Origin of the sequence: Iodobacter sp. CM08, assembly GCF_033446605.1 — a bacterium.
GTDB lineage: Bacteria > Pseudomonadota > Gammaproteobacteria > Burkholderiales > Chitinibacteraceae > Iodobacter.
On the sequence record NZ_JAWQUO010000001.1, the window covers coordinates 118,001 to 133,751 of the forward strand.

Consider the following 15,751-nt stretch of genomic DNA (forward strand, 5'->3'; position numbering starts at 1 on the left):
CAGCCTAAGGATTCACAACATGAAATGGGAAGTAGTGATCGGGCTGGAAGTGCATACCCAGCTCTCGACGCAGTCGAAAATTTTCTCCAGAGCCAGCACCGCCTACGGTGCAGCGGCTAATACGCAAACCTCCGTGGTTGACGTGGCCATGCCTGGCGCTTTACCGGTAATGAACCGTGGCGCGGTTGAGCGCGCGATTCAACTGGGCTTAGCAATTGGTGGCAAGATTAATCGTAAGTCGATTTTTGCGCGTAAAAACTATTTTTACCCTGATTTACCTAAGGGCTATCAGATTAGTCAGTTTGAGCTGCCAGTGGTTGAAGGTGGGGTGATCGAGATTCAAGTTGGGGATGTCACTAAAAAAATTAATGTGACGCGTGCCCACTTGGAAGAAGATGCAGGCAAATCGGTACATGAAGACTGCAATGGCATGACTGGCATCGATCTAAACCGCGCCGGTACACCCCTGCTAGAAATCGTTTCCGAGCCAGAAATGCGCTCGGCGGCAGAGGCGGTGGCTTATGCTAAAGCCTTGCATAGTCTGGTGACTTGGATCGGCATTTGCGACGGCAACATGCAGGAAGGCAGCTTCCGTTGTGACGTAAACGTATCGGTACGCCCCGAAGGCCAAATCGAATTTGGCACGCGCCGCGAAATTAAAAACTTGAATAGCTTTAAGTTTATGGAACAAGCGATCAAGTTTGAAACGCAGTGGCAAATCGATCAGATCGAAGACGGGCATAAGATTCAGCAAGCCACCATTTTGTTTGATCCAGATAGCGGCGAAACACGCATGATGCGCAGCAAGGAAGACGCGCATGATTATCGCTATTTCCCTGACCCAGATTTGCCGCCATTGTGCATCTCGGAAGAATGGATTGAGCGCGTTAAGAGTGAAATGACCGAGCTGCCACAGCTAATGCGTGAGCGTTTTAGCACGCAGTATGGTTTATCTAGCTACGACGCCAGCACGCTGACCAGCTCTAAAGATATGGCGCTGTACTTTGAAGCCATGGTGGCCGCAGGTGCTGACGCCAAGCTTGCCGCTAACTGGATCATGGGCGATGTATCGGCTACGCTCAATCGTGAAGAAAAAACGATCAGCGATAGCCCAGTTTCTGCCGCGGCTTTAGCGGGCTTAGTGAAGCGGGTGATGGATAACACCATCAACAATAAAACGGCTAAAGACGTGCTGAAAAAGATGTGGGAATCAGGCGATGCAGCAGACGTTATTATTGAGCGCGATGGCCTGAAGCAAACCACCGATACTGGCGCAATCGAAGCCATCATCGATGAAGTGCTGGCGGCTAATCCTAAAGCGGTTGAAGAGTATAAGAGCGGCAAACTGGCCGCGATTAACTCCTTGATGGGCCAGTGCATGAAAGCCAGCAAGGGCAAAGCTAATCCAGCGATGGTGACTGAGATTCTGACCAAAAAGCTAAGTTGATCGTAGGGTGGGCACCTGTGCCCACGCGAGCAGAATTTACCTAAGCGCACACACATCGCTATGCGTGTGTGTTTAAAAAGGCTGCGGAGCGTATTTGAAACGTTGCTTTAGCATATACAGCTGCCGCGTGGGCACGGGTACCCACCCTACATTTTATGTGTTTAAGTTTTAGCTTTTTTCACAAAAATCCGCCTGAAGGTTGTTGCTTAAAAATTAGGCAGGCGTTAGAATGCGCGGCCTTTTACTGCGCCAGCAGACTATGCATATCGGCCCCTATCCCCTTGTAAATAATCTGATTGTCGCTCCCATGGCGGGTGTGACCGATCGGCCTTTTCGCATGCTTTGTAAGCGATTTGGCGCGGGGCATGCGGTGAGCGAGATGATTACTGCTGATAGCAGCATGCGCTCGCACAAAAAGACCTTGAACCGCGCTAATTTTGAAGGCGAACTTGCGCCGGTTTCTGCGCAAATTGCTGGATCAGACCCACAATTGCTGGCAGAAGCAGCTCGGCATAATGTGGCGCACGGCGCGCAGATCATTGATATCAATATGGGTTGCCCAGTTAAAAAGGTTTGCAATAAATTGGCAGGCTCCGCCTTGTTGCAAAATGAAGACTTAGTTGCCGATATTCTGCACGCCGTAGTGCGCGCGGTAGACGTGCCAGTTACACTGAAAACCCGCCTAGGCTTTGCCAATGGCGAAGAAAATATTATGCGCGTGGCCAAAATAGCCGAAGAAGCAGGGATAGCCGCGCTGGCTATTCATGGCCGAACGCGTGAAGATATGTACCTTGGCAATGCGCGCTACGCTTTGATTGCTCAGGTGAAACAATCCATTCAGATTCCTGTGATCGCCAATGGCGATATTGATAGCCCGCAAAAAGCCGCGCTGGTGCTTAAAGAAACCGGCGCAGACGCAATTATGATTGGGCGGGCCGCGCAGGGCAGGCCGTGGATTTTCCGCGAAATTGCCCATTATCTGGCCAGCGGTGAGTTGTTGCCCGCGCCAGAGGTTGTGGAGGTTCGCGATGTATTGCTCGGCCATCTTGATGATTTATACGCCTTCTATGGCGAGTACTCTGGTTGCCGTATAGCTCGTAAACATATTGCTTGGTATACCAAGGGATTGCGCGGCAGTAATGAGTTTCGCCAAGCGATGTATGCACAAGAATCAACCGCAGGGCAAGCAAATGCAACGCGCAGTTATTTTGATGGCTTGCTGATCTTGGGCGAGCGCTTGCAGTATGAAGATGTGCCAAAACAAAAAGAAAATCACAATGAATCGGGAGATTTATGAGTACTCAATCCGATCTAATTGCCGAGGCAATTTATGCTTCTCTCGACCAGTATTTCCAAGATCTAGACGGTGAACCGCCGTGCGCTATGTACGATATGGTCTTGGCTCGGGTTGAAAAGCCACTGTTAGAGTTAGTATTGGAGCGCGTAGAGGGCAATCAAACCCGAGCGGCCGATATGCTTGGAATTAACCGTAATACATTGCGTAAAAAGCTGCAGATTTACGATTTGCTGTAAGCAAATTTAAAACGTAATCGCGTGGCAAATAAAAAATTTAAACCCAAATCTTGAACCATGGAGAACACAGAGAGCACGGAGTTACACGGAAAAAACCATTTTTATGTTTTTAGGTTTTCTCTGTGTAACTCCGCGTCCTTCTTTGTGGTTCAAGGTTTGGGTTCGGTTTCAAATATTTAGTTGTTTATATATATACAGGGAAAAAACGATGAGCAAAATTACCCGCGCGCTGATCAGCGTATCCGATAAAACCGGTGTGCTTGATTTTGCCAAAGCCTTGGCGGCGCAAGGTGTCGAAATTTTGTCGACCGGTGGTACCGCCAAATTATTTAGCGACAACGGCGTGCCGGTGATCGAAGTGGCAGATTACACTGGCTTCCCTGAAATGCTGGATGGCCGTGTGAAAACACTGCATCCAAAAATTCATGGCGGCATTTTGGGCCGTCGCGATTTACCTGAACACCTTGCCACCATGCAAGAGCACGGCATCGGCAATATCGATCTGGTTTGTGTAAATCTCTACCCTTTTGAAGCGACCATTGCCAAGCCTGACTGCAGCTATGAAGATGCGATTGAAAATATCGATATCGGCGGCCCAGCCATGGTGCGCTCTGCCGCCAAAAACCACGCCCATGTAGCGATTGTGACTGATGCCAGCGATTACGCTGATCTAATCAAAGAAATGCAAGCCAACGATGGCGCTTTATTACTGGCCACACGTAAAGTATTGGCGAAAAAAGCCTTTAGCCATACCGCTGCTTACGATGGTGCAATTTCTAACTACCTGACTGCGCTGACGGTTGATGGCGAGAAAAAATCTTATCCAGATCGCCTAAATATGCAGTTCGTTAAAGTGCAAGATATGCGCTATGGCGAAAACCCACATCAAAGCGCTGCTTTTTACCGTGATATCGATCCCGCCGCAGGCAGCCTCGCTGCATACAAGCAATTGCAGGGTAAGGAATTAAGCTACAACAATGTGGCCGATTCGGATGCGGCATGGGAATGCGTGAAGCAGTTTGTAGAGCCTGCTTGTGTGATTGTGAAGCATGCCAATCCTTGCGGCGTGGCGGTGGGTGTGGATAGCTATTCAGCGTATCGCTTAGCGTTTGCAACCGATACCACTAGCGCGTTTGGCGGCATTATTGCGTTTAACCAGACGGTAGATGTGGATACTGCCGAGGCGGTATCTAAGCAATTTATGGAGGTGCTGATTGCTCCGGCCTATACCGCAGAAGCCTTAACACTGCTGGCTAAAAAGCAAAATGTTCGCGTGCTAGAAGTCCCCGTAGAGCAGGGCGCTAATCGCTTTGATGTGAAGCGTGTGGGTGGTGGCTTGTTGGTGCAAACTCCCGATACCCACATTTTGACGCTGAAAGATGTGAAGGTTGTGACTAAGCTACAGCCTACCGAGGCACAGCTTAAAGATCTGTTGTTTGCATGGAATGTCGCCAAATTTGTTAAATCAAACGCAATTGTATTCTGCGGCAAGGGCCAGACATTAGGTGTGGGCGCTGGCCAGATGAGCCGTGTGGATTCAACTAAAATTGCGGCCATTAAGGCCAAGAGCGCGGGTCTAGATTTACGTGGCTCGGTCGCCGCGTCTGATGCCTTTTTCCCTTTCCGCGATGGCGTGGATGTGATTGCTGAAAACGGCGTATCAGCGATTATCCAGCCGGGCGGCTCGGTGCGTGATGATGAAGTGATTGCGGCTGCAAATGAGCATGGTATTGCAATGGTGGTGACAGGTGTTCGTCATTTCCGCCATTAAGATTGGCCAGTAGATGACCTGAAAGCGGGGAAGAGACTCCCCGCTTATTGTGTTTATAGTATTTGATAGATTGTGCATTTTACTCAGTGGCTGGCCTTGGGGGCAGTGGTTTTCGCTTTGAAATATTTTGGTTGAAATGATGAAAAAACTGTTTGCCTGCCTTTGTCTGCTGATTGTCTTGCCTGCATCTGCGATGGATTGCTCCAATATGTGGGATTGGGCGACTGCTGCTTGCCAACGTGTGGATAAAATAAACCGAGAAGGCAAAAATGACTTGCTAGTCTCTGGTTACTCTTGGCATCAACGCTCAACTTACGACGAGGAGCTGCTCAGCTCATTTAATGAGTTTGCCTACGGCGGAGGGATTGGTAAGCGTATTGAAGATGAAAATGGCAACCAAGAATTTATCTACGGCATGATTATGGCCGATTCGCATGAGGACCCACAGTTGCAAGTAGGGTACATGAGGCTTTGGTTTTGGCCTGTTGCGGGCAAATTATCTGTGGGAGCGGGCATGTCGCTGTCTCTGATTTCACGTCAGGATGTAATTGGTGGGATTCCTTTTCCTGCACCATTACCTTTTCTGGCGGTGCGTTATGGCAAAGCTTCGGTCATGGGTACCTTTATCCCCCGCTTGAATGGTCAGCTTAATAACGGGAACGTTGGCTACTTGTTTGGCCGTTATGAATTCGATTAATTTTTATTGATGCTGGGATTGGCAAAGTGCCTGCTGGCAATTTGCTCTGTATATCGGGCTGTTACGAATTCGATTAATTGGAAATCTGCAAATGAATATTTTAGTGATTGGCTCGGGTGGCCGTGAGCACGCTCTGGCTTGGAAGATTGCCCAATCAGAACGTGTAGGCAAAGTGTTTGTCGCCCCAGGTAATGCGGGCACCGCACTAGAAAAAGATTTAATAAATGTTGATATCACTACAACAGCAGAACTGATTGCCTTTGCCAAGGCAGAAAACATCGCCATTACCGTGGTTGGCCCAGAAGCGCCGCTATCCAATGGCGTGGTCGATGCTTTCCGTGAAGAAGGCTTAAAAATCTTTGGCCCAACTCGCGCAGCGGCGCAGTTGGAATGGTCTAAAGACTTTGCCAAGGCCTTTATGCAACGCCACGGTATTCCCACTGCGGCATACCAAACCTTTGCAAGTAGCGATGAAGCGCACGCTTATATCAAAGCGCAGGGCGCACCTATTGTAATCAAGGCTGATGGCCTAGCCGCAGGTAAGGGCGTGGTGGTGGCGATGACGCTGGATGAAGCGCACGCTGCGGTTGATTCCATGCTTTCAGACAATAAATTTGGCGACGCGGGCGCGCGCGTAGTGATTGAAGAGTGCCTAGTTGGTGAAGAAGCCAGCTTTATTGTGATGGTGGATGGCAAAAATGTACTGGCTATGGCCTCCAGCCAAGATCACAAACGTCTACTAGACGGTGATGAAGGTCCGAACACCGGCGGTATGGGTGCGTATAGCCCCGCACCTGTGGTGACACCCGATGTACACGCCAAAGTCATGCGTGAAGTGATTATGCCTACCGTGCAGGGCATGGCGAAAGACGGCACAGTATTCACGGGCTTTTTATACGCGGGCTTGATGATAGATGCGCAGGGCAATCCTAAAGTGATCGAATACAACTGCCGCTTTGGCGATCCTGAAACCCAGCCAATTATGCTGCGTTTAAAGAGTGATTTTGTCACCTTGCTGGAGCATGGTGTGAATGGCACGCTGGATCAGATCGAAGCCGAGTGGGACCGCCGCGTGGCAATGGGCGTGGTAATGGCTGCGGCCAACTACCCAGAAACCCCGCGTAAAGGCGATTTAATCTCTGGCCTGCCAACCACTGCTTTAGAAGACGGCCATGTATTTCATGCGGGCACTACGCTCAATGAACAAGGTGAAGCCATCACCGCCGGTGGCCGTGTGCTCTGTGTAACCGCCTTTGGCGACAGCTTTAAAATGGCGCAAAAACGCGCTTATCAAATCTTGGCAGGCGTGTCATTTGCAGGCGCACAATACCGCAGTGATATCGGCTGGCGAGCGATTAGCCGTAAGTGATATTTAAATCGTTAGAGAAAAAAGCCATGCTCTTGCATGGCTTTTTTCTTGCCCTAGGATTCTGATACAGATCAATAAATGGTTGGGCTTGGATTGACGCATTATTTTGTAAGGGTGAAGATGTTGTAACAAAAACCGTTCTCATTGCCAAAACCATGACACTTGCTGATCTCCCTCTGAATACCCTTGCCAGAATTCTCTCCACCCAACTTTCCCCAGATTTAACTCAGCGGCTTGCGGCTTTGGGCCTGCATGCAGAGCGCGATATCGAGGTGATTCGCCGTGGTTTTCTTGGCGGGCCTTTGCAGCTGCGTGTGGCCAGTACCGAGTTTATGCTGAGGTGGGATGATGCCCGCAAAATTATGGTTTCGGTTTTACCACAGGCAGCAGCTGATCTGATTGCGGTGGCGGTATGAAGCGCGTTGCCTTAGTGGGAATGCCGAACACCGGTAAATCAACTTTATTTAACCGCATTACCGGTGGCACGGCCCGCACGGCCAATTGGCCAGGGCTGACGGTGGAGCTGGCTTCTAGCCGGATTTTGCTGGGCGGCGCTATGGTGCAGATGATTGATCTGCCTGGGATTTACGATTTAACGGGGGGAGCTGAGGATGAGCGGATTACTCAGACTTTCCTCAACCAAACGCCTTTAGATGCCATTTTATTGGTGCTGAATGCCACTCAGCTAGATAGACAATTGGTGTTGGCCTTGCAGCTTAAAGCCCTTGGTGCGCCGCTGATTATTGCGCTGAATATGAGCGATGAAGCCAAGCAGGCAGGGGTACAGATTAATCTGGCAGGGCTGGCTGAAGCGCTGGGCTGCCCCGTGTTAAAAATTAGCGCTAAACATGGCAATGGTGTGGCGGAGCTAAAAGACGCGCTTAACCGGCTGATCAGTAGTCATACCCCGCAGCAAATTCAACTTAGCCATGCGCCAGAATCGCACACCCTGCACCGAGCCGAGGCGCAGCTCTACACGCGTTTTATTCAGCGCCCCGCTATTTTACCGGCAGGCCCAACGGCGCTGCTGGATCGCTGGGTGTTGCATCCCTTGCTGGGCTTGCCGCTGTTTGTACTGATGATGTTTTTCCTTTTTCAGCTGACTTACGCCATTGGCGTGCCCTTACAAGATTTGATGAAAGGCGGTTTGGAGTGGTTTAAAACCGATATTTTACAAACAGCCACCGCTTCTTGGCCGCCTTTCTGGTCGGGCTTTTTGGTGGATGGGGTGTTTGATGGCCTCAGTACGGTACTGACTTTTATTCCGATTATTTTCCTGTTTTTTTGTCTGATGGCGATTATCGAAGACTCAGGCTATTTCTCGCGTGCGGCTTTTATGATGGATGGCCTGATGGCGCGTCTGGGCATGGATGGCCGTGGCTTTGTGATGCTGATGATGGGCTTTGGCTGCAATGTGCCTGCGCTAATGGGCACGCGGGTGATTCGGGATAAAAAGGCGCGTTTACTGACTATGCTGGCGATTCCTTTCTCGCTGTGTTCGGCACGTTTGCAGATTTTTCTATTTTTAAGCGGCGCATTGTTTAGCCCGCTGCAAGCGCCGTGGGTGCTGTTGTCACTGTATTTTGCGAGCATTTTTATCTCTATGGGCACGGCACTCTTGCTGCGGGGGCGCTTTAAATCAACCGAGCCATTTACGCTAGAATTACCGCCTTATCGCTTCCCTGTGCTGCGGCAGATCTTCTTGCGTGGCTGGGGCGAGGCGGCGGGCTTTGTACGGCTGGCCTCAACCATGATTGTGATTGGGGTGGTCTTGGTTTGGCTGTTGAGTAATTATCCAAACCCACAGCACAGTTATTCCGCCATGATTGCTGGATTCTTTCAGCCCGTGTTGTCCCCAATTGGCATTCAGGCCGAGCTATCGATCGCGCTGATGTTTGGTTTTGTAGCAAAAGAAGTGGTGTTGGGGGCGTTGGCGGTGATTGCTGGGCAGGATGGGCCAGCCTTGGCGCATCATTTGGCGCAAGTGCTAGACCCAGTGTCGGCATATAGCTTTATGCTATTTTCATTGACCTACGTGCCCTGTGTTTCTACTATTGCCGCCATGCGCAAGGAATCTAACAGCGTGGCGCTGACTACTTTTTCTGTGGTCTATTCTCTAGTACTGGCTTGGGTGCTGTCGTTTATCTTCTATCAGGGGGCGAGGGCGCTGGGGTTTTAAACATTCAGCAAGGGATTTTAATGAGCGATTTATTATTTCCAGACATCCAACCTCACCGCAGTGGTCGTCTTGCTGTGGATGATGTACACACCCTTTATTGGGAAGAATGTGGCAATCCCGATGGCGTACCAGTGCTGTTTTTGCACGGCGGCCCCGGCGGTGGGACTTCACCGATGCACCGGCGTTTTTTTGATCCAGCGCATTATCGTATCGTGTTATTTGATCAGCGCGGCGCTGGGCAATCCACGCCTTTGGGGGAGTATCGCAATAACACCACCGCTCATTTAATCGCCGATATTGAAGTTTTGCGCCAGATGCTGGATGTGCAGCAGTGGCTGGTGTTTGGCGGTTCTTGGGGATCAACCCTTGCGTTGGCCTATGGTGAGGCGCATCCCGAGGCGTGTTTGGGCTTTATCTTGCGTGGGATATTTCTCTGCACCAAGGCCGAGGTGGATTGGTTTGTGAATGGCATTGGCCATTTTTACCCAGAAGTCCACGCTGAATTTGTTGCACAGGTGCCAGAAGCTGGGCGGGGAAATCTACTGGAAGCCTATAGTCAGCAGCTCTTTAATGACGACCCCGCCGTTTATTTACCCGCTGCCCGTGCGTGGAGCCGCTATGAAGGCAGCTGCCTATTTTTAGAGCCGCAAAGCAGCACCATTGCTCAGTTTGAAACCGATGCCGTTTGTACCAGCTTAGGCCGCCTTGAGGCGCACTATATGCGCTATGGCGCGTTTATGGATGAAGACCAGTTGGTGCAGCAGGTAGGCAAGATTCGCCATCTGCCAGCGGTGATTATCCAAGGGCGTTACGATGTAATTTGCCCGCCCAAATCGGCTTATCGCCTGCATCAAGCTTGGCCTGAGTCCACTTTGCATATCATCCCCGATGCGGGTCATGCCGCAATGGAGCCAGGGACTGCTACGGCATTAATGAAAGCGACTGAGGAATTTAAATTGCAGGGGAAGTTTTCTTAAAAGGGATGGTGCTCTGGGGTGAGTTTTTTGTTCGTAGCAGTGAATCAAAGGCAAAAAGAGCTTAAGACCTTTTTAGTGCCTTCGGCACGTTGATTTTGGTGCGGACGTCCCGCTGGACCTTCCTTTCTTGCGCGGCCAAGAAAGGAAGCGAAAGAAGGCCGCCCCTAAAACACGAAGGCCCCTCGCTGCGGACAGCGGCGTTGTGTCAACTCGCTTCGCTCAAACACGAATTGACGACTACCCCGCCCCGCTTGTTCCTCGCTCGGCGTGTTTTCAGGGGACTTTTAAAAGCCCCGCGCAACGAGTCGCGATGTAAATCCAGTCGCCTAAATTTGAAAATGCTCAAACCTCAACCTCAACCTCAACCTCAACCTCAACCTCAACCTCAAACCTCAAACCTCAAACCTCAAACCTCAAAGCAAACAGTTTGTTTTCCCTTTGTTTTTCTCCGTGAAACTCCGCGTTCTCCGTGCACTCCGTGTTTCAAGATTTGGGTTTGGGTTTACCCAACAACAAAACTACTTCTCTTCTTTATCCTCAGGCTTTTTAGCTCTTGGGTGAGTTCGGTCGTATTCTTGTGATAGATGTTGGTAATCAAGGTGGGTATAGACTTGGGTGGTGGCGATGCTGGCGTGGCCGAGCAGCTCTTGCACGGCGCGTAAATCGTGTGAGCTTTGTAGTAAATGGCTGGCGCAGCTATGGCGCAGTTTGTGGGGGTAGAGTGGCTCCTTGATATTGAGTTTGGTTTCCCAATATTTAATCCGCAGTTGCACCGCGCGGGTGCTGAGCGTGCCGCCATTTTTGCCCACAAAAACCGTATTATCTTTGGGGCTTAGCTTGGGGCGCTCGAGCAGCCAGCGGCGGATTGCTTCGCAAGCCACGCTGCCTACCGGTACTTGCCGAGTCTTGCCGCCTTTCCCCGTGACCACCGCCATGCCGTGGTTTAAATCTAAATCAAGTAAGTTAATCGATACCAATTCAGCCACCCGCAGGCCAGAAGAGTAAGCCAGCTCAAAGATGGCTTTATCGCGGCAAGCTAGGATTTCCTCATCGGGCATGTTTTCTAAAAAGCCCGATGTATCGTCAATGGTCATCGCGGCAGGGAGTTTCTTTGCGGTTTTGGGCGGCTTTACGCCATCAGCGGGGTTCATGGGCCAGTGAAAATCTCGGCACATGAGGCGATAAAATGTGCGCCATGTAGAAAGGGTGCGGGCAATGGTTCTGGCCGATAAGCTGCGGCTGGTAAGCTTACGCACATAACCACGAATTTCCTTAGGCGTGAGCGCTGCTAAATCATGGCCAACGGCACATTCCAATAAGGTGGCCATATCGCGCTGGTAGGCGGCCCGTGTATGCTCGCCCGCGCCTTTTTCCCCTTCTAAATATTGGACAAAGTGCAGGAGCATGGCTTGTTTGACGCGGAGTTGTTCTGCGTTTTCATCCGCTAGTATGCTAGTGGTGTCTTCCCTGCTTAGCGGAATAAGACGCTCCGTGGTGGCTTGCATCACACTTCTTCAGTTAGCAGCATGGGCTCGTCATTTGGCTCAAACTGAGGCACGGCACGGCGAATAGATGCGGAGACTAAATCAGATAGGCGCTGCAAATACAGCGTGCCCATATCAGGGTAAAAGCGTTCAATATCTTCGCTGGCCATCACCAGTATGCCAAATGGCTCGCCGCTACCAATGCGCAGCGCAAACTGAGCGAAGGATTTTAACGTGTTGGCTTCGCATTCAAACCATGCTTGTACTTCATCGGTTACATAGGGGCCGCAGTAAGGCGACACCAAGTTCTGCGCCAGTTTTTGTACCGCCTCGCCAACGGGGGCAAATTCGCGCAGATTACAATCGCTATCTAGCCACAGCCGCAGCGCAATATGCGGCACGCCAAAGCGGTGCTGCAGATGGTATTCCAGTGTGCCTATCATGCTGGCCAGATCGTCGGCTTGCATCAAACTAACGCTAAGTTGGTGCAGTTTTTCAGATATATGATCGTTTTCTTCACCAAACTGCAGCAGATCGCCTAGGCGCAGCTCAAGCGAGCGATTTTTTTCACGTAAGGTGAGTAGCTGCCGTTCCGCCAGCGAAATCGCTTGGCCACGGTGGCTGTGAGGCACGTAAATTTGCGCCAGCTCGTCGGCGTATTGATCAAAAAATGCGGGGTTGTCTTTAAGCCAAGCGACAATTTCATTGGGCTGCATATTGTTCTCCAAGGTTGCCAAGGCTGATCTCACCATTAAATACCGTTACCGCAGGGCCGCTCATCCAAACTGCTTCGCCTGTTTGCCAGCTAATAGTCAGCTCACCGCCATGGGTGATCACACGAACACTGGGGTTGAGTAAGCCACGGCGAATACCTGCCACGACAGCCGCGCAAGCGCCTGTGCCACATGCTAGGGTTTCGCCTGCTGCGCGTTCAAATACCCGTAGTTTAATTTGGTCTCGATTCACGATTTGCATAAAGCCGACGTTAACCTTGGCTGGGAAGCGCGCATGCGTTTCAATTTTGGGGCCAAGGCTGGCAACAGGGGCGGTTTCTACATCGCTGACTACTTGTACGGCATGCGGGTTGCCCATCGATACCACGCTGATATCAATACTCTGCCCATCTACATCTAGCGGATGAATGATTAGATCTGCATCGCTGATAAAGGGGATTGCTGCTGGGGCAAATTGCGGCACGCCCATATTCACCGTAACATTGCCATTGTCCTCTAGACGCGGGTAAATCACCCCTCGCGCGGTGCTGACGGCAATTTCACGTTTATGGCTTAGGCCTTTATCAAACACAAAACGGGCAAAACAGCGTGCGCCATTGCCGCATTGCTCTACTTCACTGCCATCATTATTAAAAATGCGGTAGCTAAAGTCGATATCGGGCAGATTGGAGGCTTCTACTAATAAAAGCTGATCAAAACCAATGCCAAAATGCCGATCGCCTAATTGCTGGATGGTGGTGCTATCTAGCTGGATGTCTTGATTGACCCCATCAATCACCATAAAGTCATTACCCAGACCTTGCATTTTAGTGAACTGAATTTTCATATTACTGGCGCGCCGCTGAATGATTTTACTAAAGGTAAACGGTGCAGAAGTTTATGGCAATCCATTACTCACATTCCTTAATGCATTTAGATCTAAATCGTTAAAGATTTAGGATTTTCTGCGCAATATCAGCGTTAAGGTATTTTCCTACGCGCCTTAAACGCAAATAGCCAGTACTCGTCTGGGTGAGGGCAAAGCTCGATCAGGTCTTGCTCGGCAAGGCCACGTAAGCGCCACATGGCGAGCACATCGCTGCGAAAAAAATCGCTGCTGGTGGATATCCAGCGGCTAGCAATCTCGCTGCAAGGTAGATAGTTTTCTTCGATAAGTGCCAGCATTTCTGCATCAAGTGCGGTTTGGGTGTGGTGGTGAAAGCTGCTGCCGTTCCAGCCGCGAAAGGCGCTGGGCTGCTGGCGGATGGCTTGCCATTCGCTGGCTAATTCTTGCAGCAAGGCAGGTGATAGCGTTTGGCTGTTGGTGGCTTGAATAATGGGCAGTGGCATTAGGCTGAGTGGCACTTGCCCTGCAATATAGCTGTTTAGCCCCGTGCTATCAGGCGAGAGGAGTTTAAAAGTTTGTTGGGTTTTATAGCGCCACCACGCCAATCTGCGCAGTAAAAGTGCCTCACCGCATGAGTTCCCTATCCATAGAGTGAGATCTGCGGGCAGAGAGGCAAGCTGGGCGTTGCCAGCGGGCAGCACATCGTTAAAATCAAAGCTGGATTGCGGGAATACTGCGTCCCAAAAATGCACTCTGGCCGCTGGGTAGGCGTCATCAATATCGATCAGCGGCCCAACGGCTAGATCATCGCGGTGGATGCGGATATCGGCATAGGGGCCTAGGCTGATTCGTAGTAGGTCTGCAGCGCAATCGCCTAAGACCAGATGGCAGCTCACAGGCATAGCTGTAGATATTCAATCTTGATACAGCGATTCATCACCACAAACAAGCCCGCCGCCTTGGCGCGTAATGCTGCGGCTTCATTAATAATGCCGAGTTGAATCCAGATTGCGGGGATTTGCAACTGGATGGCCTCATCCACAATGGCATCAATTTGATCGCTGGCCCGAAACACATTCACTAAGTCTACTTTCCCTGGGATATCGCTAAGGCTGGCGTAGGCGGTTTCGCCCAATACGCTTTCGGTATAAGGGCGCACGGGAATAATATGAAAGCCGGCTTTTTGCATGATGGTAGACACGCCAAAGCTAGGCCGATCAGGCTTGGGTGATAGGCCGACTACAGCGATGTGGTGAATGTTTAGTAGAAACTCACGAATTTCGTCATCACTAGGGTTTTGGAAGGACATGAGAGAATCCTCTGTAGATTGGGTTCTTATTTTTTAAAAATATGTGACCACAGAGCGCACCGAGTTAAAAACATGAGGCGGATTGTTTTATCTGAGCTTGCCGATTTGTTTGGGCTTTGCCGCGTGGGCACAGGTGCCCACCCTACGATTTCTTTTGTCTTTTATAAACTGTCCAAAACCATAATCCCATCGGCTTCAACCAGCGCGCCCTTGGGTAAGGCTGCGGCTTGGACTGCGGCTCGGGCGGGGTAGGGCTCGGTAAAATACTGGCCCATGATGTCATTTAGGGCGGCAAAGTTGCTGAGGTCGGTAACAAATACCCCTAGCTTAGCAATATTTTGCAGATCCCCACCTGCTGCCTGACATACTGCACGCAAATTTTGAAAGACTTGATGGGTCTGTGCAGTAAAGCCTTCAGCCAAAATGCCACTGCTTGGGTCAAGGCCAATCTGGCCAGATAAATACACGGTATTGCCGATTTTTACGGCTTGCGAATAAGTGCCAACGGCTTTTGGGGCTTGCTCGCTTTGGATAATCGATTTTTTCATATCAAGACTCATTTTGGCCTCTGAATAACAAAACGCTCGCCTACTACCGCATAGTCTGGCCCGCCAAGGCGCGATAAAGGATCGAGTGGCCCAGGATGGATACGGCCATCAACCAGTAAATCATCGGCCACGCCAAGGTGCACTACTTCTAGTAGGATTAAGTCTGCCACAACGGGGTCGCCCACTTCGATGTGCATATGTAGGCGGCACTCTAGCGCCACGCCACAATCGGCAAGGCGGGGTGGTTTTACTGCAATAGATGGCGTAAGCGCTAAGCCTAGGGCGGTGGCTTCACTTTCATTGGGGCCAAAAGCGGCGGCGCTGGCGTTGACTTGCGGGGCGTGGCCACGGGATGGCAGATGCACAACACATTCACCCGTTTGCAAAATATTGCGCGCGGTGTCTTTAAGCATGGCATTGTCGTGGCGGCGATTAATGCTGACCGATACAATCATCGGCTCGTTAGAAACAATATTAAAGTAGGAAAACGGCGCAACATTCACGATACCAGCGGTATTTTGGCTGTTTATCCACGCAATAGGGCGAGGCACAACGCAATCGCTGATTAAAGCGTACTTTTCATCGGGTGATAACGCCGATATGGTTAGTTCCATGCTTGTTGCCCTAAGTGTATTAAGCATAAATGGGGGCATAAGTGATTAACTCAAGCCACATAGATTTCTAGTATTGTTATAGCTTGCGGCAATATGCTGGTCTACATGATGATCGTATAAGCTGATGCTTGTTGTTGCCGCATATTAGAGTAAGCCCTGCATTCCACATAAGGCTTTGATTTATCTTAAATACCGCAAACGCGCGGGTAAACCTGCATTAATCGAGCCTATATGATTCAAAATTGTTTTTATCAGCAATGCTA

At 50.4% G+C, this 15,751-nt stretch carries 16 protein-coding genes; 9 read left to right on the top strand and 7 right to left on the bottom strand.

Annotation, left to right across the window (positions count from 1 at the left end; genetic code table 11):
- The first annotated feature begins 19 nt into the window (after nt 1-19).
- The 9 genes from gatB to pip all read left to right on the top strand — a co-directional run bounded on the left by gatB (nt 20) and on the right by pip (nt 9,973).
- Nucleotides 20-1,447 carry an Asp-tRNA(Asn)/Glu-tRNA(Gln) amidotransferase subunit GatB gene (gene gatB / locus R6242_RS00525; protein WP_318422664.1) on the top strand — a complete coding sequence of 476 codons (1,428 nt, stop codon included), beginning with the start codon at nt 20-22 and terminating at the stop codon, nt 1,445-1,447.
- A gap of 259 nt (nt 1,448-1,706) precedes the next feature.
- A complete protein-coding gene (gene dusB / locus R6242_RS00530; protein WP_318422802.1) occupies nt 1,707-2,744 on the top strand; it encodes a tRNA dihydrouridine synthase DusB in 1,038 nt (345 codons plus the stop codon).
- Entirely contained in the window at nt 2,741-2,980 is a 240-nt protein-coding gene (locus R6242_RS00535; protein ID WP_318422667.1) for a helix-turn-helix domain-containing protein, read from the top strand. The genes dusB and R6242_RS00535 overlap by 4 nt, the downstream gene beginning before the upstream one ends.
- 208 nt (nt 2,981-3,188) lie before the next feature.
- Nucleotides 3,189-4,751 carry a bifunctional phosphoribosylaminoimidazolecarboxamide formyltransferase/IMP cyclohydrolase gene (purH, locus tag R6242_RS00540; protein ID WP_318422668.1) on the top strand — a complete coding sequence of 521 codons (1,563 nt, stop codon included), beginning with the start codon at nt 3,189-3,191 and terminating at the stop codon, nt 4,749-4,751.
- A gap of 136 nt (nt 4,752-4,887) precedes the next feature.
- On the top strand, nt 4,888-5,448 hold the full coding sequence (locus R6242_RS00545) for a hypothetical protein (protein WP_318422671.1): 561 nt from the start codon (nt 4,888-4,890) through the stop codon (nt 5,446-5,448).
- 91 nt (nt 5,449-5,539) lie between these two features.
- A complete protein-coding gene (purD, locus tag R6242_RS00550; RefSeq protein WP_318422674.1) occupies nt 5,540-6,817 on the top strand; it encodes a phosphoribosylamine--glycine ligase in 1,278 nt (425 codons plus the stop codon).
- A 155-nt stretch (nt 6,818-6,972) separates the two neighbouring features.
- Nucleotides 6,973-7,233 (top strand): FeoA family protein, encoded by a 261-nt coding sequence (locus R6242_RS00555; RefSeq protein WP_318422677.1) that lies wholly within the window; start codon nt 6,973-6,975, stop codon nt 7,231-7,233.
- Nucleotides 7,230-8,996 (top strand): ferrous iron transport protein B, encoded by a 1,767-nt coding sequence (gene feoB, locus R6242_RS00560; protein ID WP_318422680.1) that lies wholly within the window; start codon nt 7,230-7,232, stop codon nt 8,994-8,996. Before R6242_RS00555 ends, feoB begins: the two co-directional genes overlap by 4 nt.
- Nucleotides 8,997-9,016: 20 nt before the next feature.
- The gene (gene pip / locus R6242_RS00565; protein WP_318422682.1) at nt 9,017-9,973 is read left to right on the top strand and encodes a prolyl aminopeptidase; all 957 of its coding nucleotides are present in this window, start codon (nt 9,017-9,019) and stop codon (nt 9,971-9,973) included.
- 518 nt (nt 9,974-10,491) lie between these two features.
- On the opposite strand, the gene R6242_RS00570 is transcribed toward pip, so the two are convergent.
- From R6242_RS00570 to R6242_RS00600, 7 genes are all read right to left on the bottom strand, one after another.
- The gene (locus tag R6242_RS00570; RefSeq protein ID WP_318422683.1) at nt 10,492-11,478 is read right to left on the bottom strand and encodes a tyrosine recombinase XerC; all 987 of its coding nucleotides are present in this window, start codon (nt 11,476-11,478) and stop codon (nt 10,492-10,494) included.
- The gene (locus R6242_RS00575) at nt 11,478-12,173 is read right to left on the bottom strand and encodes a DUF484 family protein (RefSeq protein ID WP_318422685.1); all 696 of its coding nucleotides are present in this window, start codon (nt 12,171-12,173) and stop codon (nt 11,478-11,480) included. The genes R6242_RS00570 and R6242_RS00575 overlap by 1 nt, the downstream gene beginning before the upstream one ends.
- Entirely contained in the window at nt 12,160-13,017 is an 858-nt protein-coding gene (dapF, locus tag R6242_RS00580) for a diaminopimelate epimerase (RefSeq protein WP_318422688.1), read from the bottom strand. The genes R6242_RS00575 and dapF overlap by 14 nt, the downstream gene beginning before the upstream one ends.
- Before the next feature lie 134 nt (nt 13,018-13,151).
- Nucleotides 13,152-13,913 (bottom strand): DUF3658 domain-containing protein, encoded by a 762-nt coding sequence (locus R6242_RS00585; protein WP_318422691.1) that lies wholly within the window; start codon nt 13,911-13,913, stop codon nt 13,152-13,154.
- Nucleotides 13,910-14,326 (bottom strand): CoA-binding protein, encoded by a 417-nt coding sequence (locus tag R6242_RS00590; RefSeq protein ID WP_318422694.1) that lies wholly within the window; start codon nt 14,324-14,326, stop codon nt 13,910-13,912. Before R6242_RS00590 ends, R6242_RS00585 begins: the two co-directional genes overlap by 4 nt.
- A 161-nt stretch (nt 14,327-14,487) precedes the next feature.
- Nucleotides 14,488-14,874 carry a Rid family detoxifying hydrolase gene (locus tag R6242_RS00595; RefSeq protein ID WP_318422697.1) on the bottom strand — a complete coding sequence of 129 codons (387 nt, stop codon included), beginning with the start codon at nt 14,872-14,874 and terminating at the stop codon, nt 14,488-14,490.
- Nucleotides 14,875-14,882: 8 nt separating this feature from the next.
- Nucleotides 14,883-15,488, bottom strand: a complete 606-nt coding sequence (locus R6242_RS00600) for a flavin reductase family protein (RefSeq protein ID WP_318422699.1) — start codon at nt 15,486-15,488, stop codon at nt 14,883-14,885.
- Nucleotides 15,489-15,751 lie beyond the last annotated feature (263 nt).